The sequence below is a fragment of the Acinetobacter piscicola genome (genome assembly GCF_015218165.1).
GTDB classification, from domain to species: Bacteria; Pseudomonadota; Gammaproteobacteria; order Pseudomonadales; family Moraxellaceae; genus Acinetobacter; species Acinetobacter piscicola_A.
Genome location: NZ_CP048659.1, coordinates 1178810 through 1202922, shown reverse-complemented (window position 1 = coordinate 1202922; position 24113 = coordinate 1178810). Strand labels below are relative to the sequence as shown.

Sequence of the window (24113 nt, the reverse complement as noted above, 5' to 3'; positions counted from 1 at the left end):
ATATTTATGATGAAGATTTAATTTTATGAGCAAGCTCACGACTTGCTTTTAAATCTTTGAAAAAGTACAAGAACAGACCAAATAACAATACACTTGCACCGACAAATATCATGAAGGATAAACTTTCATTATTCAAAAGTGCACCAAATAACATTGCTAGCATTGGGGTCATCACGGTCGTTAATGACAATGTAGTAGCTTTGATATTTTGTACCAATTTGAAATAACAAAACATGGCAATCAAAGATGCCATAATCACTGTATACAATAATGCAAATAAAGATTTTGCCTCAGGAATGTGGTCAGGTGCATATTGCCAAATAAACGGTACAATACAAAGTGCCATAAGCGTAGAGATTAAAATTGAACCTGTTGCTTGTGCCATCGGCTCAACCGTTGCATTCACTTTTTTGACCCAAAAGATCGACAATGCATAAGTAAAAACACTCATTAACATCAAAGCAATACCGATCGGGTGCACACGCTGCTCTGCTCCACCACTGGTACAAATAATTGCTAAACCACAGACCGAAACACACATACCTATCCATTGCAATGTCTGTAATTTTTGTTGAAAACCAAAACGTCCGATCAAACCCGCCATAATGGGGGCTAAACCAAACATCAAAGCAATAATGCCTGAGCTTAAATAACTGGTTGCCGCATAGGTAAAAATTTGTGAACCGATTAAACTAAATGACCCTGCAAAATAACTATGTAAGGCAATTTTGTTTACAGGAAATTTGATTTTTAAAACCAGCAACAACAAAACGGCGATCGGCAAAGCAATCAAAAAGCGGATCACTAAAGCCCACATCAGGTGAATGTCTTGCACACTCCACACAATTGCTAAAGGTGTACTCGCCCAAATGAAGACCAACAAAATATAGGTCATCATGATATTGTTTTTCGATGGCATCGAACTGTCCTGCTATTGCGCTGCGGTTTTACGTTTTTGCTTTAAAATGGTTTGATCTAAACTACTTGAAAATTCACGCTTATCGCGTTCAGAAATAGGGGGTGGTCCACCTGTTTGTACCCCTGCTCCACGTAAAGTATCCATAAAATCACGTAAATGTAGGCGTGCTTTGACATTTGCATCGGTATAGACCTCACCACGTGGATGAATTGCGATTCCTCCCTTTTCAATCACTTGTGCCGCAAGTGGAATATCTTGGGTAATGACAATATCATTCGCTTGCATACGATCTACGATTTCTTGGTCAGCTTGGTCAGCACCACTGAGTGCTTGAATCGAGTTGATGCGTACAGAAGGTGTAATTCCAACAGGTTGATTAGCAACAAAAGTGACTTCAAGTTGATAACGATCCGAAGCACGAATGATCACTTCACGCAATATTTTTGGTAAGGCATCGGCATCGACCCAAAGTTTAAATGGCAGCACAAAACATCTCTCTGAATAGCATTACATGGATTGTAGCAAAACTTTGCTAGAGAATTATGATGACAATAGGCTTTTTTCAGATTTATTTCCAAGCATACATTGCACAACATTCTCATATTGTGAAAATAAACTCACTCCTCACTAAGAAAAAACCTTATTTTCTATACATAAAAAGACACTTAGACTAATTTCTCAGGTACTTTACATGTTCATGTTTTGTGAATTTTCACATTTTATCCTAAAATACATTTTTAAAAATCTAACGTTACATTCATTATGTCATCTCCTGCCTCTGATCCTCAGCAACCGCATGCTGAAGGACAACCGATTTCTTTAAAAAGAGCCATGTCTCGCCGTCACCTCATTATGTTGTCACTCGGCGGTGCGATTGGTACAGGTCTATTTTTAAGTTCTGGTTCTGTGATTCAACAAGCGGGCCCGCTTGGTGCTGTTATTTCGTACATCATTGGTGGCCTGATTGCCTACATGGTCATGTTATGTTTAGGAGAATTAGCCGTTAACCAGCCTGTTACAGGTTCATTTGGTGCTTTTGCTGCCAATAATATTGGTCCTGGTACGGGTTATATGGTTTCTTGGATGTATTGGCTCGGTTGGTCAGCAACACTCGGTACCGAATTCACCGCTGCTGCGCTACTCATGCAAGAATGGTTTCCAAGCATCTCGATTTGGATTTGGACACTCATTTTTATTTTTGGCGTTCTATTTTCAAACTTATACTCAACACGATTTTTTGCCGAATCGGAATTTTGGTTGTCATTTATTAAAGTTGCCACTGTTGCGATTTTCATTTTGGTGGGCTTAGCCGCAATCTTTGGGTTTATTTCTTTTGCAGGTTATGAGTCGGCGCCATTATTCAGTAATTTAACTGAACATGGTTGGCTACCAAACGGTTTATTTCCCATTTTTGCCACAATGCTGATTGTAAATTTTGCCTTCAATGGCACTGAAATGATCGGGATTGCCGCAGGCGAAACTGAAAATCCTGAGAAAAATGTACCGAAAGCCATTCATGCTGCTGTATGGCGTTTGATGATTTTCTTCGTTGGTACCATTATTGTCATCAGCTCATTATTGCCTTATCAAGATGCAGGTTTAAATGCTGGACATGGTGATGGTTTAAGTAGCAGCCCCTTTGTAACTGTCTTTAATCATATTGGGATCCCGTACGCTGAAGATATCATGCGTTTTGTGATTATCACTGCCTTGCTTTCAACTGCCAACTCAGGTTTATATGCTGCCTCTCGTATGATGTGGGCATTGTCAGTACAAAAACAATTACCGAAAATATTCTCTAAACTGACCAAGTCTGGTACACCTGTTATTGCAATTTTGGTGACCATGATCGGTGGTTTACCTGGCTTACTTTCCGAACAGTTTGGTGCTGATTTTATTTTCAAAAATTTATTGGGTGTTGCTGCTTTTACCATGGTCATCGTATGGATGAGTATCTGTTGGAGTCAGTTTAATTTCCGTAGAAATTGGCTAAAACAGGGGCGTACCTTGGCTGAATTAAAATTTAGAACACCGTGGTATCCACTTGTGCCCATTTTAGGTTTTATCACCTGTACCATCACAGGTTTAAGTATGGCTGCTGACCCTGAAATGTTATCGGGCTTCATTGGTTGTTTACTGTTTATGGCTGCATGTTATGCTAGTTATTATTGGCTGTATCACAATAAGAAAGCATCATAACGCTAAATTTTTAGGTGAATATTCTCTGCAATATTCACCTTTTTCTTGTTTATGATTCAAAATTAAACATGCTTCTTATTAAATGTCGATTAAATAATCATTTAAATATATTTTTCCATTACACCCTTTGACAAGCACCAGGGTTATCCCTATTATAGCGACACCTCACAACGACCCTATCGTCTAGAGGCCTAGGACATCGCCCTTTCACGGCGGTAACCGGGGTTCGAATCCCCGTAGGGTCGCCAAATTCTAGAATGTTTTACATTCTTATAAAAAACCTGAGCATCATGACTCAGGTTTTTTTATGCCTATCGACTATAAACTGTTTTTAAATATCGAGAATCAAACAACGCTTTAGGACTAATGACTTTTTCTTGCAATGGAATATGCTCACCATAGCGTTGCTTCATTAAAGCTTTAACTTTACTGTTAGTTAAATCAAAATTCTTTAATTGTTGTAAAGGCGTTAATTCTATTGCTAAAGCATTTTTATATGCTTTCCACACAATTTCAGAACAGTAAATCGCACGATCATCCCATTCAAAATAAATATCATAAGGTTTATTTAAATACTGTTCTGCATTTTTGATTAAAGCATTTTGTTGTTTTGAGTTTAAACCTTGAATCAAACGCTTTACGACATATTTTTGATCTACACCACGCCGTATCCACGCCTCAAATGGCGTATATTGAACAGGTTGGATTGCTTCCAACACCCATAATCGACCATTTTTATTCACCAACATTCCCATATGACTATAAGGTGAATGCGTTGCCAATTGAATCACCTGACTCTGTGCTGACTTAGAAGTCTGAAAAATCACATCACCCGTTTGTAATGGTATGGCGTATACAGCGCTGCAACTAAGCATTAAAATCAGATAAAATAGTGTATTAATTAATCGAGACATCACTTCAATTTACTCATATTATTTTTAAAATCACCTTGCGTTTCGCAATTTGACATCAAGCATTATTTTACAAAGTAGCAATCAAATGCACATCACTTTATATCATCTACAAAACTCGCGCTCGCAACGCATCGTTTGGTTATGTGAAGAATTAAATCTTGACTATGAACTGGTGACTTTTACAGAACATCTACAAGAACAAGACTATCCTAAGCACCCTCATCCCTTCAAAAAATTTCCAACTTTGGTGTATGCTCCGCCTTCTCAATCCGCCTTGGTATTGGCAGAAACTACTGCCATTGTAGATTTTCTTTGCCAACAGTATGTGCAGCTCACCACGCATCATATGACAGAAAATAAGCAACTTGCGGATTTTTATTATTGGAAAAATTGTGCAGATGCTTCTTTTATGCCAAATGTGGCACTCAAACAAATTTTTGCACAAATCGTGCAACATACGCCATTTCCAATTCGTTTTATTGCCAAAGTATTTAAATATGGTTTTGATCAGGGCTATTTAAATAATGCGCTACAACAACACATGCAGCAGATTGAGCTACAACTCAAACTTCATCCATGGATCGCAGGAGAATACTTTTCGGCTGCTGATATTTTAGTGTGGTTTCCCTTATTTGCCTGTGCACAGTTGGATCAGACATTTCAAAACTACGTGCATATCAATGCCTATCTGGAAGAAATAGAAAGCAGACCCGCCTTTCAACGTGCAAAAGCGAAAGGACAATGGTCTGCCGATCATTTTCAGTTATATTGGAATAAAGCCCATTAAGCTGATTTACGTGAATTCACTCGCCCTTGAATCACAGCTTTGACATTATTTTTGGCGTAGTTCAAGAAGACTTTTAATGGCGATAATTTAGGATTTGGCTGTTTGCCTTCACCAATCGCCTTAAACTGCGCTGCATACCAAAGAATTTCCATAATGGCCATTTTATCAATAAATGGAATACCCGTTTTAATTTGCTCCACGGCATAGCGTACATCACGCCCTGCGATCAAACTGTTGCTGACATCAGGTTCTACCGCCAAAGGACGGGCAATCCCGATAAATTCACATGCACCACTGTCCAAGGCTGCATTCATACCTTGTGCAGTACGGAAACCACCCGTCACCATCAGTTGACATTTGACTTCTTTACGAATTTTTTCTGCAAAATCGAGAAAATATGCTTCACGGGCAATGGTACTCGCCTTACGCTTATCCGCTTTGGCACCTGCCATCGCAGGTGCCTCGTAGGTTCCACCTGACACTTCAATTAAGTCAATACCTGCCGCATCAATGGCTTTAAAGACATGAATCACTTCTTCTTCAGTGATGCCGCCACGTTGGAAATCTGCCGAATTTAATTTAACGGAAACAATGAAATTTTCTGAGGTTTTAGCACGAACTGCCTTATAAATTTCCAATAAAAAGCGTGAACGGTTTTCAATAGAACCACCCCATTGATCCTGACGCTTATTGGTCAGTGGCGATAAAAACTGACTAATCAAATAACCATGTGCGCCATGTAGCTGCACACCTTCAAAACCTGCCTTTTCACAGATGCGTGCAGATTCAGCAAAACGTTGGATAATATCCAAAATTTCTTTTTCTTCTAAAGCACGTGGCGTACCAAATGTCGTTGCTAACGTTGGGCTAAATGCCACTGCAGAAGGTGCAACGGTTTCTTTATTTAAACCACGTGGGCATTGACGTCCCGGATGTGACAACTGGATCAGTTGCACCATGCCATGCTTTTTACCCACATTTGCCCATGCTGTAAGTTTTTCTAGATCACGCTCTGTTTCCACGACCACAACACCGGGTTCGTTTTTGGCACGAAAATCCACCATAACATTACCTGTGATCGCACAGCCTAGACCACCTTTGCCCCATGCATCATATAAACCTAAATGTAATTTATTCGGCTGACCTGCATGGTTTGCCAATGCTTCGCTCATTGCACCTTTAATAATACGATTTTTAAAGGTGGTATTTCGGATGGTAAATGCTTGTGCAATATGGCTCATGGTACTTCTCGACATTATTTTTAGAATATTTACTCTAAATTATTTAAAAAAATGGTCAAGCAAAATCTGACAATATCTCATGTCAAATTTGCATAACCCGCTTAAATCCACTTTAACTACTGCGCTATTTAATACTGACTGGCTGAAATCAATTGCTTGGTATAGTCAGTTTTAGGGTTGGCAAATAAAGATTCAGTGTCTTGAAACTCAATCACTTGTGCATGACGCAATACCAAAACTTTTTGACACAACGCTTTCACCACCTGTAAATCATGGCTAATAAATAAATAGCTGATTTGAAACTCAGCTTGCAACTGACGTAACAATTTAACAATAGCACGTTGTGTAGTGCGGTCTAAAGCCGAGGTGGGTTCATCAAAAATAATCAGTTTGGGACGTAAAACCAAAGCACGTGCCAATGCGACACGTTGCCGTTGCCCACCCGACAATTCATGTGGATAACGCTGCTTAAACGCGACAGGTAATTCAACTTTTAACAACGCTTCATCAATGCGCTTGGTAATTTCATACGCTTTCAATTTCTTTAATGCCAAACCTTCACCAATGATCTGCTCGACGGTCATCCGTGGATTTAAACTACTGAATGGATCTTGAAAAACCATTTGAAATTCAGCGCGTAATGGGCGTAATTTTGACTCTTTGAGCTTATTTAAATCTTGATTAAATAAGACAATCAAACCATCACTTTCAATCAAACGCGCCACAGCTAATGCCAAAGACGTTTTACCTGAACCACTCTCCCCCACGATCCCAATCGCCTCAGACGCATGTAAGCGTAACTCTAAAGGTTCAACTGCCACAAAATAGTCTTTTACCCGATTCAGTAAGCCTTGTTTGATAGGGAATTTGACACCAACATGATGTAAGGACAAGACCAAATTTGCAGGATCATTCGGTGGTGCAGGATTGGCTGCGCCAAAATCATGGTTTAATAAATGCTTGGTATAATCTGCTTTAGGACGGTTAAAAATATCTTGAACAGCACCTTTTTCTTCAACTCTGCCTTTATTCATCACAATGACTTGATTGGCATAACGCTTGACCAAATTTAGATCATGGCTAATCAAAATCATCGACATATCATGATTTAAAATCAACAATTGCAAGAGATTTAAGACTTGTGCTTGTAAAGTCACATCCAAAGCGGTAGTGGGCTCATCGGCAATAATAATATCGGGTTCTAATGCCAATGCCGCCGCAATCATCACCCGTTGACGTTGCCCACCTGACAACTCATGTGGATAACGACTGAGTTTTTCCTCAGGATCTGGCATCCCCACATCTGTCAGTAAATCAATCACACGGCGACGTACTTTTGCCTTCGACATCCCATTCAGTAATAAAGGCTCACCAATAATTTTTTCCACGCGATGCAAAGGATTCAGTGCCGTCATCGGCTCTTGGAAAATCATGGCAATTTTTTTTCCACGAACTTGGCGAAGTTGCGCTTGATCCATGCTGAGTAAATTTTGCCCTTCAAGATTGGCTTCACCTGTAATTTTTAAATATTCAGGCAGTAAACCCAAGATTGCCAAACTACTAACAGATTTACCCGAACCACTTTCCCCCACAATGGCAATGGTCTCACCTGCATGTAGGTCAAAATTCAGATCTTTCACCAAATCTTGTTGCTGATTTTGAATATGTAAATGACGTACCAATAACACTAAATTTACGTCTTTATTGACGTCTTGGATCGAATGCATCTCGTGTCGCCTCCCCAATATAAATCAATAAAGAAAGTACCAAAGCCAAAGTAAAGAAACCTGACAATGCCAACCATGGTGCTGTTAAATTATTTTTTCCTTGTAGCAACAATTCACCTAAAGATGCTGCATCAGGCGGTAAACCATAACCGAGAAAATCCAATGCAGTTAAAGCAGTAATATTTGCAGTCAACATAAAAGGTAATTGAGACAAACTTGAACTCATCGCATTGGGTAAAATATGCCTAAACATAATGGTACGATCACGCACACCCAAAGACCGTGCGGCACGAACATAGTCTAAATTTCGAGCACGTAAAAACTCTGCACGGACCAACCCCACTAAGGCCGGCCAACCGAACACCAACATGATCAAAAATAACCAATACACGCTAGGGGTAAATAAACTCACCAAAATCATGATCATAAATAGTGTAGGCAAACCACCCCACACCTCTAATACACGCTGACCAATTAAGTCAATCCACCCACCATAATAGCCCTGAATCGCCCCCACGATAATTCCAATCACTGAAGCAAACAAAGTCAGCGCCAAACCAAACAATAAAGACACACGCAGCCCATATAAAATACGTGCCACAACATCACGTCCTTGGTCATCTGTGCCCAACCAGTTTTGTGCAGTCGGAGGTGAAGGTAATGGCACAGCCAAATCTAGATTGGGCGTTTGATAGGAATAACGTAAAATTGGCCAGATCGCCCAACCTTTGGCATCAATCATCTGCTGTACTGCAGGATCACGATAATCTGCCTCCGTTTCAAATACCCCACCAAATGTGGTTTCAGGATATTTTTTGAATACGGGCGTGTAATATTGCGCATCATATTTGACTAAAAGTGGCTTATCATTGGCAATAAACTCTGCGCCCAAAGACAAAATAAAAATAAGAATAAATAAAATAAAACAGCCAAAACCAAGACGATTTTTTTTAAATCTTTTCAATCGGGTTTGCATGATCGGTGACATTATTTCGCACCTCTCGATTCAAAATTAATTCGTGGGTCAATGATTTGATATAAGACATCACTAATCAAACGTAATACCAAACCCAATAAGGTAAATAGAAATAATGTGCCAAAAATCACAGGATAATCACGTTGGGTAATCGCCTCAAAACCAAGTAAACCCAGTCCATCCAAATTGAAAATAATTTCAATAAATAGATTTCCAACAAAGAAAATACCGACCAAAGCTTCAGGTAAACCTGCAATGACAATAAGCATGGCATTACGAAAAACGTGTCCATAGAGCACACGATTTTCATTTAAACCTTTGGCACGTGCGGCAATTACATATTGTTTATTCAGTTCTTCCATAAACGAATACTTCGTCAAATAGGTTAAACCTGCAAAACCACCCAACACGATGGCAATCAAAGGCAAAGTCATGTGCCAAAAATAATCTTTAATTTTTCCCAATACACTTAAACTATGAAAATCATCCGAAACCAAGCCTTGCAATGGAAACCATTGAAAATAAGAACCACCCGCAAAGAATACAATGAGCAAAACTGCAAATACAAAAGATGGAACAGCATAGCCCACGGCTAAGATTAATGAAGTTGATTTATCAAAAAGCATACCGTGCTGTTTGGCTTTTTTAATCCCAAGTGGAATGGAAACCAAATAAATCAGCAAAGTACTCCACAAACCTAAAGACACAGTCACTGGCATTTTTTCCCATAACAACTGTGTGACAGGTTTGTCTTTGAAAAAGCTCGTGCCAAAATCAAAATGCAGATAGCCTTTGAGCATCATCCAAAAACGTTCAGGTGCAGGTCGATCAAACCCATACTGAGCTTTGATTTTCTCCACCATATCCTCACTCAAACCACGAGCACCTTGGTACTGACTCGAATGATTTGAAGCGGATGCCACTTCTGCTCCCGCAGGTGCATGCCCCATACCTTGAAAGCTTTCAGCCTGTTGAATCGCCTGCTCTACAGGACCGCCAGGTGCGAGTTGAATCACCACAAAGTTAATCAATAAAATAAAAAACAATGTTGGAATAATCAGTAGAAGTCGTTTGAGAATGTATGTGCCCATTGATTAGACATTCCTTGTAAGCGCATGGCTTTTATTTTTGCTCAAATACAGTCTAAATTATTGTTTACGCAAATATTGACTGACTTTTTGTGCGTGTTGTGGATCAGACCACCAATAGTCTAAACCTAAAGATAATTTGGGTTTCACTTTCGGTTGCTTATACATATTCCAGTAGGCGTACCAATTTTTATCATTGCCATAGGTCAAAATATGATAATAACCTGAACGTAATAAACGATCTAAAATTTTGGTGCGTAGAATCAATTGCTCACGATTTGGCGCGCGAATCACTTGTTGTACCGCTTCATCAATCACAGGATTTTTAATACCTGCATAATTATAATTGCCCACCTCATCTGCCGCTTTACTGCTCCACATTTGTGCTTGTTCATTGCCTGGCGTTAAGGATTGTGGCATGACATTGGTGGTCATCTGAAAATCAGAACGGCGCATACGTTCAATATACTGCGGCACATCAACTTGACGTACTGAGACTTGAATACCAAGTTTTTTAAGATTACGTACAAATGGCATCAATGTTCGCTGCAAACCCTCTTGATGAATCATAAATTCAATCCGAATCGGTTGCCCTTTTGCATCGACCAACATCGCATTTTGATAACGATAACCTGCTTTTAGCAACAATGCCCGTGCTGTTAATAGATTATTGCGGTTAAAGCCACTGGCATCTGAAACAGGATACTTCCAATCTGCTAAAACCCCTTGACGTTGTAAAGGGTGTAAACGCGCTAAGTACGGCTGCAAAATTTGTAACTCTTGCTGACTCGGTTTGCCTGTAGCTGCCAATTCACTATTTTGGAAATAACTGTTTAAACGAATATATTGCCCATAAAATAAAGCCTTATTGAGCCACTCAAAATCATAAACATAACTAAGCGCCTGCCGAAAATAGATATCATTAAATGGTGCTTTACGGGTATTAAATAAAAAGCTTTGTGTCGGCGCAGGATTTTCAGTTTTGGCAATATATTTTGTCACCATTCCCGCAGTTAAGGCAGGGAAATTATATTCTGTTGTCCATTTTCGAGAAATTTTCTCTTCGTGAAATGTATATTGCCCTGATTTAAACCCTTCAAAAGCAATATCTAAACTACGATAATAGACAAATTTAACCAAATCAAAATTATAGCGACCTTTGTTGACCGCTAAATCTTTGCCCCAATAATATGGATTACGCTTGTAAGAAATACTGCGTCCTGCATCGATACGATCAATCAGATAAGGACCTGAACCTAAGATGGGTTGCATGGTAATTTTGGCAAAATCACGATTTTTCCAATCCGCTTTGGAATAAATCGCAATGCTAGACAAGATCAATGGCATTTCAGAATTATTGTCGGATTTAAACGTAACTTTAACTTGATACTTTGACAAAACCTCAGTTTTGGCTAAATCTGACAAATACATCTGAAAACCAGGATTTGCTTTTGCTTGAATACTGTCAAAAGTAAACTTCACATCTTCAGCAGTAACAGGCGTACCATTACTAAACTTCGCTTTGGGATTTAAATGAAAAATCACAAATTTGGTTTTTTCAGGATCAAAAGTGACTTTTTCAGCCAATAAAGGGTACATCACACTCGGTTCATCGAGCGATGAACTCATCAAGGTATCAAATAAAAAATTTGTCCCTTCAGCACTCGTTCCTTTGCCATTAAAGCCGTTCAAATTATCAAAAGTACCATTGCTTGCTTGACTGATCCAACCGCCTTTAGGTGCAGTTGGATTGGCATAAGGCATTGCTTGCGCATTTGCATACTTAGCGGTGGTATGAATTGCAATATACGGCGTAGTCTGAACCGCGGCCCAAACTTGACTTCCCATTAGCAATAAAGCATATGTCATCCCAAACTGTTTTGCATACGCAAAGCTCAATTGCATATTGAGTCTATCCTTTTACTGACTGTTCTTTCCCAATTTTACAAGTTTGGCACTTTAATAACATCCCCAATACGCAGTTGTGTAGAAGGTTTCATATCATTTAGCTCTGCAAGCTCGTTACTCGCAATCCCATATTTGCTTGCCAAACGAATCAAAGAATCACCACTTTTCACTTTATACTCTGTGACTAACTTTGGAATACGAATGCTTTGACCACGTTGTAAGCCTGTACGACCATTGAGATTATTTAACTTAGCCAACTCATTCGCTGAAATCCCTAAGCGGTTTGCAATCAGATTTAAAGACTCTCCTGATTTCACCGTATAAGTTTCTGTATTTTGCGTTGAACGTGTGGTTTTGCTCGTTGCTAGATTCTCTGTTTCTTTAGATACTGCGCCTTTACTGGGTAATTCCCCATCAATTTTTAAACGCTGTCCTGCACGTAACTTGGCATTTTTAGCCAAACCATTCAGCTCTGTTAAAAACGCGAGTTGTAAATGATACTTCTGCGCAACCGAAGCTAGTGTTTCCCCAGCTTTTACAATATGAACATCTTTTTCAGCGCTACGGCTATTATTGACCACGTCTTCAGATTCAACAGACTTGGTTCTGCTTTGTACAGGTTCACCTGACAATTTTAGTTTTTGTCCAACAAACAAGCCTGCATTGGTACTCATGCCATTTAAATCAGCAACTTGACCCACAGACATATTATATTTACTGGCAACACTCGTCAGGCTATCTCCTGATTGCACAGTATAACTGTCTGGCACTGTACTTCCTTCAGGCACTTTAATGGTTTGGCCAACCAATAAACCTTTGGAAGTCGATAAATTATTTAGCTCAGCAAGCTCAGACAAACTGATTTTTGACTGTACAGCGATACTCGATAAAGTATCCCCACTTTTTACACGATAATTTTCAGTTTTATAACGGGTTTGCGCTTGCACATTTTTAAATTTAGTCTGATCAACAATTTTAGACTCAATTTTGTCAACACGTTGTTCAACCTCTTGTACAGGAACATTAATTTTTTGCCCTGCATATAAATTCCCCACTTCCAAGCCTGGTGTTAAATCTGCCAATTCTTGTACTGACAAGGCATAACGATCCGCGATCACTTTGAGATATTCACCACGTTTCACCACATAAGGCTTTGTCTTAATTTTAGCTTCAGGCTTGCTTGTATCAGAACGAACTAAAGTTTTATTGAGTGCAGAGAGTTTATCGCTACCATTGTCTTTGAGGTGCAGCTTTTGACCCACAAATAAATTACTGGTGGTAGTCAAATTGTTATAACTTGCTAATTGTGATACAGACAAATTAAATTGATTGGCAACACCAATTAAACTGTCATTCGGTTTAACTGTATATGTGGCAGGCATGCTATCCACTTTTTTACTTGAGCTTTCAACATCTTGTGGTTTAGCGTCATATAAATATAAAGTTGCACCAACAAATAAAGTTCCATTTGGATCGACTTGGTTCCATTTGGCAATGTCACGCCAATTTACCCCATTTTTCATGGCAATCAATGCCAAAGTATCGCCCGCCAATACCGTATAGGTACTGCGCTTACCTTTTGGTGGCACCACAACCACTTCACTTTCCGTTTTTTCAAACTTTTTGTCTTGATTGAGTTTTGCTTCATCCGCACTGATCGCTGTAGGTTCAGCCAAACCTTTTGGATAAGCAAAACCAACTGTATTTTCCCGACCCTGTTGCTCTGCAACGGATTGACTTGTTTGAATCGCAGTTAACTTAATTTTACCATCATAAGGGTCAACAATTTCTGTCCCTTGTGGTGCAATGGCTTTGATTTCTTTAACGACTTCATCTTTTTCAGCTTGCGTTGCTTGTGGTTCAACCACTTGCTTTACCGTTAACTTTGCATCATCTGCTTTCACTGCAGCTACAATCTGTTCACGTTCCTGTGCCGATAACGGTGGTTCAACAGTCACAGGTTTTACATTGCTTGCTTGAGTGACTGCAACAGGAATACGTGGTGCACTTGGCACAGTCGCATCTGCTGCAAACGCAGCCAAGGCCGATGATCCTTGCGGCGTTGTTTTCAACGTCGTAGGTGATGGTGTTGTCGTTGGCACTGTACTCGTTACAACTTTCGCAGACTGAACAGGTGCTGTACTTGCAATTAACGCGGGTGGATTCGTGGTTGTAGGCGTAATCGGTGTACCTGTATTTGCAGGGACATAGCTAGGTGCAGGAACATAAGCAGGCGCCGTATTTGCCCAATAACCGCCTGTACTAGACTGTAGTTTTTTTAATTTCGCATCGATAGTCGGGTTTAAATCCGCAGGAATTAAAATCTTCATTGGACTTGAAGGATCTATAATTTCACCTCGATGCCCTGGATTTAACGCATACAATTCTGCACGACTTAAACCTGTGGTTGCAGCAATTTGATTTAACTGTACACCCGCAGGCACAGAAACTTCCCTAAAATGCGGACGGTTGGCAATCGGAGGTAAAGTTACCCCATATTTTTGTGGATTTTTAACAATTTGTGCCACGGCCAAGAAGCGTGGGACATAGTTCATAGTTTCTTGCGGCAAACGTAATGACCAATAATCTGTCGGTAGACCCGCTGCTTCATTACGATTAATTGCTTGTTGAATACGACCTGGACCTGCATTATATGCAGCAAGTGCCAATTCCCAAGAACCAAATTGATTATATAAGCTACCTAAAAATTCATAAGCTGCACGCGTCGACTCAACGACATCACGACGACCATCATAGGCACTTGTTTGTCTTAAACCGTAAATTTTCCCTGTACTTGGAATAAACTGCCACATTCCCGCTGCCGCTGCACTACTAGTTGCGGCAGGATCATAAGAACTTTCAATAATCGGTAATAATGCTAATTCTGTAGGTAAACCACGGCGCTCAGCTTCTTTTACAGTATGGTACAAATAACGAGATGCACGCGCACTCAAACGGTCAATATACGGTTGACGTGCTGCAAACCAACTACGCTGAGCATCAATACGAGGGTCCCAACGATCTTCATTCATTTTAAAACCAACGGACATACGTTTCCATACATCACCATGTTTTAAAATCAATAAACGATCACCTTCCACTGCACGCATATCAGTTGCAGACAATAGATCTTCTAAAGAATCTAAACTGCTTGCATCTAACATTCCTGTTTGCTTACTGGTTTGTGTCTTGGTCACAGTTTGCGAAGAAGAACACCCTGTCATTAACCCAATGGCAGCCAGTGCTGATGTCATGAATGATAATTTAAATAAAGCAGAAGAATTGGGCTGCCACGCAATTGTGGTTGGTTTAGACATACAGGGTTCCGAACATCAAAATATAGTAAATTATTTTATCCATGCCATTTTAGTAGAGCATCTGACTCATACAAGGCACTTATTGCAAGCAAACTGCTTACAAATGTTACAAAAAATTAAAAAAATCGCCGTTCTGCCCGTTGAAAGGCGCGATTTGCGTATACAATAAATTCTTCGCTCGTTATGTTCAACACTAAATTCAATTTCATTGGTTATCACTATGTCTCAAACAATCACGCTTTATGTAGATGGTGCATGTAAAGGCAATCCCGGACTTGGGGGTTGGGGCGCATATGTCATTACAGCAACAGAAGAACATAAACTCTGTGGGGGTGAACTTGAAACAACCAATAACCGTATGGAACTATCAGCAGCCATTCAAGGGATTGCCTTTTGTCCAAAAGAAGCAAAATTGGTTCTTTGGACAGATTCCAACTACGTCAAACGCGGCATCACGGAGTGGATTGAAGGTTGGAAAAAGAAAAACTGGAAAGATGTGAAAAATCCAGACCTTTGGAAAGAACTTGATGCAACCTGCAAAGATCGTGATATTGAATGGAATTGGATTAAAGGACATGCGGGACACGCGGGCAATGAAATGGCAGATCAACTTGCCAACTTAGGTGCAGCAAATACTGCCAAAGGCATAACCACACCACAAATCACCACGGTTCAAAAAACAGCGACACAGGCAAATACTCCCATGACTGAAGATAAAAAAAAAGTTGAAACAGATTGGCTTTTAGACGACCCTTTTGGTTTTGATTTAACTGATCAAGATATGCCTGATGAATTTGAAAATGCTGAAATAACCGATGCCTCAGAGACGACATCAGTCATGCATGAAGTGAACTATACAAGTGATGAAAGCGATTCATCTCAAATAACAGGCTCTAATGCCATAGCACAGCAAAATGAAGTGAATGAAACTATCAGCTCAAGTACTTCATCACATCCACAGATTGTCATTACTCCGAAAAAACTCGATATACAAGGTCCACGCCAATTGATCTTGGATACAGAAACCACAGGTTTTTATTTTCAAGATAGCGACCGAATTATCGAGGTCGGTGCGATTGAAATGATCAATCGTAAACTAACAGGTAGCTCAATTCATATTTATATTAACCCTGAAAAACCTGTGGGCGACTCAGAAGCAATTCACGGTATCACCGATGAGTTTTTAAAAGATAAACCGAAATACAATGACATTGCCCAAGTCTTATTTGACTATCTAAAAGGCAGCGAAATCATTGCACATAATGCAAGCTTCGATATGAACTTCTTAGATATGGAGTTTAAACGTAGTGGTTTCGTCGCATTGTCTGAGGTGTGTACTGTCACCGATACTTTAGCCATGGCAAAAAGTAAGCATCCAGGACAAAAAAACTCCTTAGATGCCTTGGTTCGCCGTTATGAAATTCCGCAAAGGGATCGTACTTTCCACGGTGCATTACTGGATGCGGAAATTTTATCTGACGTCTATTTAGCGATGACGGGTGGACAAGTCTCTTTTGATATGGACGCTTTGTCGAATGACGACGAATTTTCTAATGATGCACAAGTACGTCAAAAAATCGATCTAGATGCACCTGTCATTCTAGCTTCAGCAGCAGAACTTGAAGCACATCAAACATGGATGGATGAATATCAAGAAAAAAATGGTACAGCCTGCCTCTTTGCCCGTTGATAAAGTTCATATCGCATCTTTCTTATATTTTGCTTTTGGGTAAATCACATGCAATTCGTTATGCAAGACATAGAAACTATGGCAATGATGGCATAAGTCTATTGTAAAAGCTGCGCATTTAAGCGATATTAAAATCTAAAAATTAGTCTTTAAGATAAAGACTAAAAAACTAAAACATGTATTTTTTATCAGGGGGCTTTGATGTCTTATCAAACATCAATTTATTTCGATCCAACGGCTTTATTAATAATAAAAAATGAAGTGGATAACTCGATTCAATTGGTAGAGTCTGCTGTCAGCAGTTTGGTTGAAGATCAAACATTGCCTTTTGGTATTGATGATGCACTGAATCAGTTTGAGCAATGTGCACATGTCATTCGTTTAATTGACATGCCACAACTTGCGCAACTGACTGAATACGCTGCTGAACTGATGCGTAAAATCATGCAAGATCCACAAAATATCAAAACCTCAGACGTACTTGCGCTCAGCGAAGGCACCACCATGCTGAAGCGTTTTATTGAGTTTACTTGCTTACGCGAAGTCAAAGTTCATCAGTTTCTATTAGACACCTTAAACCGTTTAGAATTAGCGTTGGGTAAACCACTGACACAAGATGGTGAAAGTATTGCACCACTTTTAGACTGTGTCGTGCCAAACTTAGAGCTTCAAGCTGCACCTGAACTTGAAAAGTCTGCTTATGTACATAAGCTGTATAAAATTTGCTTGAATAATTTGCTTAAACAACAAGAATCACCACTTGATTTTCAAGGTTTACAACTCGTTGGTTCATATCTGTCTTATTTGTCAGAAGCAACAGCCACTGCACAATATTGGAAATTGGTTGCCAATGCCTTACAAAACATTAAAGATCTTATTTTAAGTGATGCACGTTTACGCACACTCATTCAAATCGAAACACATATCGCTGCATTTCTACAAGATCCACAACAATTCAATGTCAACACTCTTGAAATTGCCAACGTAATCAGCTTATGTATTAGTCAAGACAATGATCTCTCACAATACCTACGTGAAAAAATCAATGCAGGCGATGACATTTTAACGGACAACCAGTTACAAGTATTCAGCCGCCATTTATATGGTCCTGATTTTGAAACGATTCATACTGCAAGTAAGCTCATTACCGATGAAATGAGTGAAATTCGTAATGATATCGAATATAACTACGAAAATATGTCAGATGAAAAAACGGCCGAACTTAAGAATAAATTACTCGCTTTAGTCAATATTTTCAAAGTATTAAACTTAAATGAAGCAGCAAATGAACTCACACAACAAGCGGCTTTGTTATCTGATCATACCTCGTTAAGTAATGAAAACTATGCCCAACAATTAATGAATAGCATTTTATCTGCGATGAATTCTATTGGGATCTTAGAGCGTAATTACACCTCCAATCGCTTACAACTACGTGTCAATAATCTACACATTTCACTTGATCGTTTAGATGATGCACATACAGTTTTATTGGCGGAAAGTAAAGTTCAAATCGATGCAACGAGTCAAACTTTAGTGCAATATATCTCTGAACAGAACAATGAACATATTGCCAATATTCCTATGCAGTTGAAAGAAATCAGTGGTGCAATGCTGTTCTTAGGTTCACAAGAAAGTCAAAAAACTTTACGTGATAGCGCAGATTTTGTAGAAGCACAACTGTCTCAACAAGCGATATTAAACCCACAACAAGTACAAGCTTTGTTAGAAATTCTAGCAAGTGCCGATATGATGATTGATAATTTACAAAACAAACAACCTGTTTTACAGTCGATGTTTGATATAGCATTGAACAGTAGCCAAAACTTAAAAGCGACTGCCTAATGTGTAATCAAGATACTAATTTATCACTTGCCTATATTTTTCATCATCACCAACTTTTAGTCGATGATCATTTCCAACTTCCCAAAGTTGAGCAGCTGGCAAGTGATTTAGTATTTCATTCAGGTGATCAAATCATCGCCCGAGACTTATTTATTGAAGAAAATATTCCTACAGGCTATCAACTGGTTCCCATTCGTCAGCTCATTTCACAGTGGACAAAAGTGCAGTTTGAGCAAGCCAGTCGGGCATTACAACTGTTAGAATGGCGTCGTAATCATAAGTTTTGTAGCCATTGTGGTCATGAAACCGAAGTTCATCCAACCGAATATGCCATGGTCTGTCCTGCATGCCGTTATCACCAATATCCTCGTGTACAGCCATGTATCATTACCGTGATTACCCGTGGAGAAGATGAAATTTTATTGGCAAAAAATGCTAAAAATACCAGCAATATGTATGGTTTAATTGCAGGCTTTGTCGAAGTGGGTGAAACCCTTGAAGAAGCGGTTGAACGCGAAACACTTGAAGAAGTGGGTATTAAAGTCAAGAATATTCAGTATTTAGCGAGCCAACCTTGGCCTTTCCCAAGCAATCTGATGTTAGCCTTTAAAGCCGAATATGAATCAGGCGAGCTTGTACTACAAGAAGAAGAAATTAGTGATGCAAAATTCTTTAAATTTGATGCATTACCTGAGATTCCCATTTCAGGCAGTATCGCCCATGCCATGATAGAACATGTCATTTTCAATAAAAAAATGCCTGAGTAATTCAGGCATTTTGCTTTTTCTTCATTCAAGCGATACATTTAAAGTCTTTCAAAAGTCTGATCCAATGCCTTGATAATCTCGGAACGCGTCCGATAAAAACGGCTGAATAAACTGGAAATACTGCCCATAATTGAAACGTGTCCTGTTTTGGGGATCACACAGATTTGGCAATGATTACCTAAAGCTTCAAGCTTATTTTTCAAATCAAAACTATTGGTATCTTTCACAATTTGATCATTTTCAGCCAAAAACAAATAGTGCTGCACTTCATTTTTTTCAACAAAATAATACGGCATCACATGTTGATACGGCGTATCTTGATCAAAGGCATGTCCTGCTAAAGGATCACCTTTATAATCAAAATGATAAGGCCCTGCTATCCCAATAATTGCTTTAATCTGTGTCTTGATTGCAGATTGAAACCGTTGAGGATGATACAACAATGAAGCAATATTAAATGCCCCCGCAGAATGCCCCATTAAGGCAATATTTTGTGTCGAAATCCCCAATCGCATCTGTTGCTGCTCTAAAAAATTGAGTGCAATTGCCAAGTCATCCACATAAGTTGGAAACTTAAACTGGGGTGCAAGATGATAATTTAAGACAGCAACATCATAGCCATAACGACTAAAAGCCTCACCGACAAACTTATAAGCACTTTTATCTCCATGGCTCCAAGCTCCGCCATGTACAAATATAATCAAAGGCTTATTTTGTTTTTGCTCCGAAATATACAAATCCAAGCGTTGTCTTGCTTTTAATCCATAGGCAATATTGGCATGCAGTTGATAACCTTTTTTAGGTGTCAAACCATTAATCGTGATACTCGCAAGATCATACAGTCGAAAATCTGCATAAAATGCTTTAAACGCTTGGATTTTTTTCAACACGAATTGTTGTTTGTCTTGAAAATTACGGCTGAACATTGCTACTCGGCTCTACAGCATCAGGATCTATCGCTACAGGGGTTTGCACATCAGGCTGAGCATTGGATCCCGTTGGCGCAACGGTAAAAGATGAATTTTGCATCTGACGATTTGCGATTTCTACATTATCTAAAAGCGTAACAATTCGGGTAATATTGCCAACTTTTTGCAGTACGTCATTTAAATCATTACTTTCAGCATTATTTAAACGCCCCATGACATACAACACACCATCCTCAGTATGTACGAGCACCTTATTGTCTGAAACTACAGGCGCTTTCATGATCAAACCACGCGTATTTGCAGTCACTGAAGCGTCTTGCATGATCGTCCCATAACTGATCTGATTACCTACTGTAATATAGTTATGTACAGCTTTTACATCACTCATCGCGCGGACATTATCTTCAGCAAGTTGCTTTAAATGCGCGTCAGGCACTTGCCCTGTCAGCAACACATTGCTATGGAAACTGTTAATATTGATACGGGATTGTTTAAATCTCGAATCTAATTTATATAAATTAATTTTTGCAGTACGTTCAATGGAAGAATCAATAAATACCTGACCCAGTGATCTTACTCCGCTTTCTGTTCCTACAGGCGTACTGCCCGTCCCCCCAGAGATGAAGCTTGCACATCCAGATAAACTTGCTACACACAACATTGTAATGACAATTCGGTTTAACACTCAGCAAGACTCCTCATTGAAATCATTATTTCTATCTTTTATAAGCAATTATGCTTAAATTTCAGTCACAGATTAATCAAGTCTGCATCTAAAGTAAATGCATTTTCAATCCACTGTAGATCATACGAGATTTTTGAAAAGTCATGCTGTACATTTTTTGCAATTTCTTGATGAAAATCAAAACAAACTACATCAAAACGATAATAAAAATCCTGAAATTCTGCATGATCTTGTAAAAACTTTAAGCTTGTTTTCACAATTTTGCGTTGTTTGGCCAGTGTAATGACTTCCAAAGCAGTGCCATATTCAGTTTTGGCACGAGCTTTCACCTCAACAAAAATCAGCTCATTGGCTTTTTGTACAATGAGATCTATTTCACCACATCGGGCATAATAATTTTTATACAGTAAAACAAAACCATGTTGCTCAAGCACATTCAGTGCCATCTGCTCTGCCCATTCACCGAGCTGTTGTCTTAAAGTTTTAACTTTAAGTCTCATAACGTTGCCCCATTTGAACGATTAAGCGACTGCTAAACTTGTACCCGTACTTATAAAACACATCGGCCGACGCTTAATTTGCTGATGTTCAACATGAATTTCTCCAGTACGTCCATGAAAATCTATCGTAGATTGCTTAGATTGAGCTAAATAAATTTGAGCAATTTGCCAAGCATCACCGCCAAAGGCATATAAACGTTGATATGGCATAGGCGTTGGATTTTGCTGATAAGCCGTTAGAACATCTTTCCAATCAGGAAGATAAAGAGAAGGTACATCACAAAATTTTATACCTTTGGGTAAAGGCTGACTATCTTCTACGGCGAGTGCTTGCATATATAGATTACGAACAGGTAATTTTTTCAACTGACGAATCCAAGCATAATTACCCAATAATAATAAGCCTTCACTTTTCACCATTTTCGTAGGTATATTGTTGAGGATTTCAATTTGCCCTTGGAATTGTTGTGAAACCGCATTCAAAAATGCTTTATTTTCTTCAATAGTTTCAGGTTGTTGTAAAATATATAATTTATTGATTTGATCTGCCTGCATCGTACGCATCAAAGCGGCGGCATCCTCTTTTTTTGACAAACTAAATTGCATGACATTAGGGTGTTTAATGGTCACTTCATTTAAAGCCAATACAGGCACTTTAGGTGCAAGTTTAACAATCTCCTCTACATCATGACGTGCCAAAGGTCCAATGATCATCTGCGTGTGCTGATCGACTTGTTGTTTTAACACAGCACTCATGGATTTTTGATCGCTATTGACAAATTTTAAAACTGTTTTTGCCCCCATTGCCTGATATGCAGTCGATATTCCCAGTTTAATACTACTACTCGCTCGCGCCAAAGGCCCTGTTTCGGGTAAAATAACCAACACATCTGCATGTGCCATCCACATCATGCTCATCAAACCAAGACCGAGTACGGTCTGTCTATAATTCACTTTTTTATTCTTAATCATGGAGAACCCCTTATGAGTGCTCAGTTATTTGTTGTAGCGACCCCAATTGGGCACTTAGATGACATGACCTTTCGTGCCATTGAAGTCTTAAAATCTGTTTCTGTCGTTGCGGCAGAAGATACACGCCAATCTGCACAACTTTTAAAGCATTATAATATCTCAACACCATTAACCGCATGTCATGATCATAATGAAAGTAACAAAATTAATATACTGATTGAACGACTCAAAAATGGTGAAGATATCGCTTTAGTCAGTGATGCAGGTACTCCTTTGATCAGTGACCCTGGCTTTAAACTGGTCCGTGCCGCACAAGAAAATCATATCCGTGTTATTCCTGTACCGGGCGCATGTGCAGCGATTGCCGCGCTGAGTGCTGTGGGTTTACCCAGTGATCGCTTTAGTTTTGAAGGTTTTTTACCCTCTAAACAATCACAACGCATGTTGCAACTCGAAAAGTTAAAACATGAAACACAAACCTTGATTATCTATGAAGCACCACATCGTATTTTAGATTGTGTCAAAGATATGGTTGAGGTCTTTGGTGCAGAACGTCCTGTCGGTTTTGCAAGAGAAATTACCAAAACCTTTGAAACCATAAAAAAAATGACTTTAGCAGAATTACTGGCATTCATTGAAAATGATCATCATCAACAAAAAGGTGAAATTGTGCTAGTCATTGGCGGTGCAACACAAGAGCATGATCTAAATCAAGAAAAGCTAGACAAATTACTTTTGCGTTTGCTTGAGGATTTATCCGTTAAAGCGGCATCACAACTGGCCGCCGATTTGACTGGAATCAAGAAAAAAGTGGCATATCAACGTGCTTTAGAACTCACACAGCAAGATTAATTTTATCTTAATTCGAGTTATTTTTACTTTCTATTTCACATGATTTAAAAAGGCAAAAGCATCAACAAATTGTAATATTGAAATCGATAAAGCCTATTACACCACATTTCAATATTACAATTTAAAACCCGACCAATTTAGTATAAATTATTTTAAAATACATATTCTTATATTAAATATAAATTAAAAACCAATATTTATAGCTCACTTGTTTTTTAGCCATTTTCAAATCATTTCTTTTCATATATGATGAATTTATAGCCGAAAAAATATCTATATTTTTGTAATAACTATAAGGAGAATTTTATGACTTTTCAAAATATTTTAGTCCCTGTTGATGGTTCTGAAACATCACTTGCTGCAGTGCCTGAAGCCGTAGAAATTGCTAAAAAATTTAATGCTCATGTGACTGTTGTCCAAGTCATGACTCTAGATCCTTATATTGCCAATGAGTATATGGTGCATGGTCAAAGTAACCAATTGATCGAACGTGCGCGCAATTATATTTTAGATAACTTAGCAACAGCAAAAGCGAAATTTAAAGAGCAAGGAGTCGATGTAGAAGTTAAATTGCTCGAAGGTGAAAATATTGCCAAAGCCATTGCCAAAGCAACTGAAGAGTTAAAAACAGATCTTGTGATTATCAGCTCTCATGGACGTAGTGGCTTCAAAAAGCTACTGATCGGTAGTGTGGCTCAAAGCTTATTAACGACTGTAAATGTACCTGTTTTGGTTGTAAAACACGCCTAATATGAGTTGCTATAAAACATTTCTATCAAGTGATAGGGATGTTTTAT

At 38.9% G+C, this 24113-nt stretch carries 20 protein-coding genes and 1 tRNA gene; 8 read left to right on the top strand and 13 right to left on the bottom strand.

The window, feature by feature from the left end; all coding sequences use genetic code 11:
- Positions 1-4: 4 nt before the first annotated feature.
- On the bottom strand, positions 5-919 hold the full coding sequence (locus tag G0028_RS05790) for a DMT family transporter (RefSeq protein ID WP_180044865.1): 915 nt from the start codon (positions 917-919) through the stop codon (positions 5-7).
- A 12-nt stretch (positions 920-931) separates the two neighbouring features.
- Positions 932-1405: a YaiI/YqxD family protein gene (locus G0028_RS05785; protein WP_180044866.1), complete on the bottom strand. Its 474-nt coding sequence runs from the start codon at positions 1403-1405 to the stop codon at positions 932-934.
- A 276-nt stretch (positions 1406-1681) separates the two neighbouring features.
- Between G0028_RS05785 and G0028_RS05780 the strand changes: the two genes are divergently transcribed.
- Positions 1682-3118, top strand: coding sequence for an amino acid permease (locus G0028_RS05780; protein ID WP_130072868.1), 1437 nt, complete (start codon positions 1682-1684; stop codon positions 3116-3118).
- A gap of 172 nt (positions 3119-3290) precedes the next feature.
- Positions 3291-3366, top strand: a tRNA-Glu gene (locus G0028_RS05775).
- A gap of 63 nt (positions 3367-3429) precedes the next feature.
- Here G0028_RS05775 and G0028_RS05770 read toward each other — a convergent pair.
- A complete protein-coding gene (locus G0028_RS05770; RefSeq protein ID WP_180044867.1) occupies positions 3430-4032 on the bottom strand; it encodes a YiiX family permuted papain-like enzyme in 603 nt (200 codons plus the stop codon).
- Positions 4033-4117: 85 nt separating this feature from the next.
- Between G0028_RS05770 and G0028_RS05765 the strand changes: the two genes are divergently transcribed.
- Positions 4118-4819, top strand: a complete 702-nt coding sequence (locus G0028_RS05765) for a glutathione S-transferase (RefSeq protein WP_180044868.1) — start codon at positions 4118-4120, stop codon at positions 4817-4819.
- On the opposite strand, the gene G0028_RS05760 is transcribed toward G0028_RS05765, so the two are convergent.
- The 6 genes from G0028_RS05760 to G0028_RS05735 all read right to left on the bottom strand — a co-directional run bounded on the left by G0028_RS05760 (position 4816) and on the right by G0028_RS05735 (position 15076).
- A complete protein-coding gene (locus G0028_RS05760) occupies positions 4816-6060 on the bottom strand; it encodes an NADH:flavin oxidoreductase/NADH oxidase family protein (protein WP_180044869.1) in 1245 nt (414 codons plus the stop codon). The genes G0028_RS05765 and G0028_RS05760 overlap by 4 nt on opposite strands.
- A gap of 128 nt (positions 6061-6188) precedes the next feature.
- On the bottom strand, positions 6189-7787 hold the full coding sequence (locus G0028_RS05755) for an ABC transporter ATP-binding protein (protein WP_180044870.1): 1599 nt from the start codon (positions 7785-7787) through the stop codon (positions 6189-6191).
- Positions 7762-8775: an ABC transporter permease gene (locus G0028_RS05750; RefSeq protein ID WP_130072873.1), complete on the bottom strand. Its 1014-nt coding sequence runs from the start codon at positions 8773-8775 to the stop codon at positions 7762-7764. Before G0028_RS05750 ends, G0028_RS05755 begins: the two co-directional genes overlap by 26 nt.
- Complete coding sequence (locus G0028_RS05745) at positions 8775-9854, bottom strand: microcin C ABC transporter permease YejB (protein ID WP_130072874.1); 1080 nt, start codon at positions 9852-9854, stop codon at positions 8775-8777. The genes G0028_RS05750 and G0028_RS05745 overlap by 1 nt, the downstream gene beginning before the upstream one ends.
- 57 nt (positions 9855-9911) lie before the next feature.
- The gene (locus G0028_RS05740; protein ID WP_180044871.1) at positions 9912-11756 is read right to left on the bottom strand and encodes an extracellular solute-binding protein; all 1845 of its coding nucleotides are present in this window, start codon (positions 11754-11756) and stop codon (positions 9912-9914) included.
- Positions 11757-11794: 38 nt separating this feature from the next.
- A complete protein-coding gene (locus G0028_RS05735) occupies positions 11795-15076 on the bottom strand; it encodes a lytic transglycosylase (RefSeq protein ID WP_180044872.1) in 3282 nt (1093 codons plus the stop codon).
- Positions 15077-15296: 220 nt separating this feature from the next.
- On the opposite strand from G0028_RS05735, the gene dnaQ reads away from it, so the two are divergent.
- The 3 genes from dnaQ (at position 15297) to nudC (ending at position 19378) form a co-directional block, all read left to right on the top strand.
- Entirely contained in the window at positions 15297-16766 is a 1470-nt protein-coding gene (gene dnaQ / locus G0028_RS05730; protein ID WP_180044873.1) for a DNA polymerase III subunit epsilon, read from the top strand.
- A 201-nt stretch (positions 16767-16967) separates the two neighbouring features.
- A complete protein-coding gene (locus G0028_RS05725) occupies positions 16968-18611 on the top strand; it encodes a chemotaxis protein (RefSeq protein ID WP_180044874.1) in 1644 nt (547 codons plus the stop codon).
- Positions 18611-19378: an NAD(+) diphosphatase gene (nudC, locus tag G0028_RS05720; protein WP_174493039.1), complete on the top strand. Its 768-nt coding sequence runs from the start codon at positions 18611-18613 to the stop codon at positions 19376-19378. The genes G0028_RS05725 and nudC overlap by 1 nt, the downstream gene beginning before the upstream one ends.
- Positions 19379-19416: 38 nt before the next feature.
- On the opposite strand, the gene G0028_RS05715 is transcribed toward nudC, so the two are convergent.
- The 4 genes from G0028_RS05715 to G0028_RS05700 all read right to left on the bottom strand — a co-directional run bounded on the left by G0028_RS05715 (position 19417) and on the right by G0028_RS05700 (position 22464).
- Positions 19417-20304 (bottom strand): alpha/beta hydrolase, encoded by an 888-nt coding sequence (locus G0028_RS05715; protein WP_180044875.1) that lies wholly within the window; start codon positions 20302-20304, stop codon positions 19417-19419.
- Positions 20291-20992: a BON domain-containing protein gene (locus G0028_RS05710; RefSeq protein WP_130072881.1), complete on the bottom strand. Its 702-nt coding sequence runs from the start codon at positions 20990-20992 to the stop codon at positions 20291-20293. The genes G0028_RS05715 and G0028_RS05710 overlap by 14 nt, the downstream gene beginning before the upstream one ends.
- Positions 20993-21057: 65 nt before the next feature.
- A complete protein-coding gene (locus tag G0028_RS05705; protein WP_180044876.1) occupies positions 21058-21492 on the bottom strand; it encodes a YraN family protein in 435 nt (144 codons plus the stop codon).
- Between the two features lie 21 nt (positions 21493-21513).
- Positions 21514-22464 (bottom strand): penicillin-binding protein activator, encoded by a 951-nt coding sequence (locus G0028_RS05700; protein WP_180044877.1) that lies wholly within the window; start codon positions 22462-22464, stop codon positions 21514-21516.
- Positions 22465-22476: 12 nt separating this feature from the next.
- Between G0028_RS05700 and rsmI the strand changes: the two genes are divergently transcribed.
- The gene (rsmI, locus tag G0028_RS05695) at positions 22477-23316 is read left to right on the top strand and encodes a 16S rRNA (cytidine(1402)-2'-O)-methyltransferase (protein WP_180044878.1); all 840 of its coding nucleotides are present in this window, start codon (positions 22477-22479) and stop codon (positions 23314-23316) included.
- 306 nt (positions 23317-23622) lie between these two features.
- Positions 23623-24066, top strand: coding sequence for a universal stress protein (locus G0028_RS05690; RefSeq protein ID WP_180044879.1), 444 nt, complete (start codon positions 23623-23625; stop codon positions 24064-24066).
- Positions 24067-24113: the final 47 nt, after the last annotated feature.

What these genes read in the sequence shown, in the direction of transcription:
- G0028_RS05715 (WP_180044875.1), bottom strand. Translation starts at nt 20,304, where the DNA reads ATGTTCAGCCGTAATTTTCAAGACAAACAACAATTCGTGTTGAAAAAA.
- G0028_RS05770 (WP_180044867.1), bottom strand. Translation starts at nt 4,032, where the DNA reads ATGTCTCGATTAATTAATACACTATTTTATCTGATTTTAATGCTTAGT.
- G0028_RS05740 (WP_180044871.1), bottom strand. Translation starts at nt 11,756, where the DNA reads ATGCAATTGAGCTTTGCGTATGCAAAACAGTTTGGGATGACATATGCT.
- rsmI (WP_180044878.1), top strand. Translation starts at nt 22,477, where the DNA reads ATGAGTGCTCAGTTATTTGTTGTAGCGACCCCAATTGGGCACTTAGAT.
- G0028_RS05725 (WP_180044874.1), top strand. Translation starts at nt 16,968, where the DNA reads ATGTCTTATCAAACATCAATTTATTTCGATCCAACGGCTTTATTAATA.
- dnaQ (WP_180044873.1), top strand. Translation starts at nt 15,297, where the DNA reads ATGTCTCAAACAATCACGCTTTATGTAGATGGTGCATGTAAAGGCAAT.
- G0028_RS05745 (WP_130072874.1), bottom strand. Translation starts at nt 9,854, where the DNA reads ATGGGCACATACATTCTCAAACGACTTCTACTGATTATTCCAACATTG.
- G0028_RS05750 (WP_130072873.1), bottom strand. Translation starts at nt 8,775, where the DNA reads ATGTCACCGATCATGCAAACCCGATTGAAAAGATTTAAAAAAAATCGT.
- G0028_RS05705 (WP_180044876.1), bottom strand. Translation starts at nt 21,492, where the DNA reads ATGAGACTTAAAGTTAAAACTTTAAGACAACAGCTCGGTGAATGGGCA.
- nudC (WP_174493039.1), top strand. Translation starts at nt 18,611, where the DNA reads ATGTGTAATCAAGATACTAATTTATCACTTGCCTATATTTTTCATCAT.
- G0028_RS05755 (WP_180044870.1), bottom strand. Translation starts at nt 7,787, where the DNA reads ATGCATTCGATCCAAGACGTCAATAAAGACGTAAATTTAGTGTTATTG.
- G0028_RS05790 (WP_180044865.1), bottom strand. Translation starts at nt 919, where the DNA reads ATGCCATCGAAAAACAATATCATGATGACCTATATTTTGTTGGTCTTC.
- G0028_RS05700 (WP_180044877.1), bottom strand. Translation starts at nt 22,464, where the DNA reads ATGATTAAGAATAAAAAAGTGAATTATAGACAGACCGTACTCGGTCTT.
- G0028_RS05735 (WP_180044872.1), bottom strand. Translation starts at nt 15,076, where the DNA reads ATGTCTAAACCAACCACAATTGCGTGGCAGCCCAATTCTTCTGCTTTA.
- G0028_RS05690 (WP_180044879.1), top strand. Translation starts at nt 23,623, where the DNA reads ATGACTTTTCAAAATATTTTAGTCCCTGTTGATGGTTCTGAAACATCA.
- G0028_RS05780 (WP_130072868.1), top strand. Translation starts at nt 1,682, where the DNA reads ATGTCATCTCCTGCCTCTGATCCTCAGCAACCGCATGCTGAAGGACAA.
- G0028_RS05760 (WP_180044869.1), bottom strand. Translation starts at nt 6,060, where the DNA reads ATGAGCCATATTGCACAAGCATTTACCATCCGAAATACCACCTTTAAA.
- G0028_RS05765 (WP_180044868.1), top strand. Translation starts at nt 4,118, where the DNA reads ATGCACATCACTTTATATCATCTACAAAACTCGCGCTCGCAACGCATC.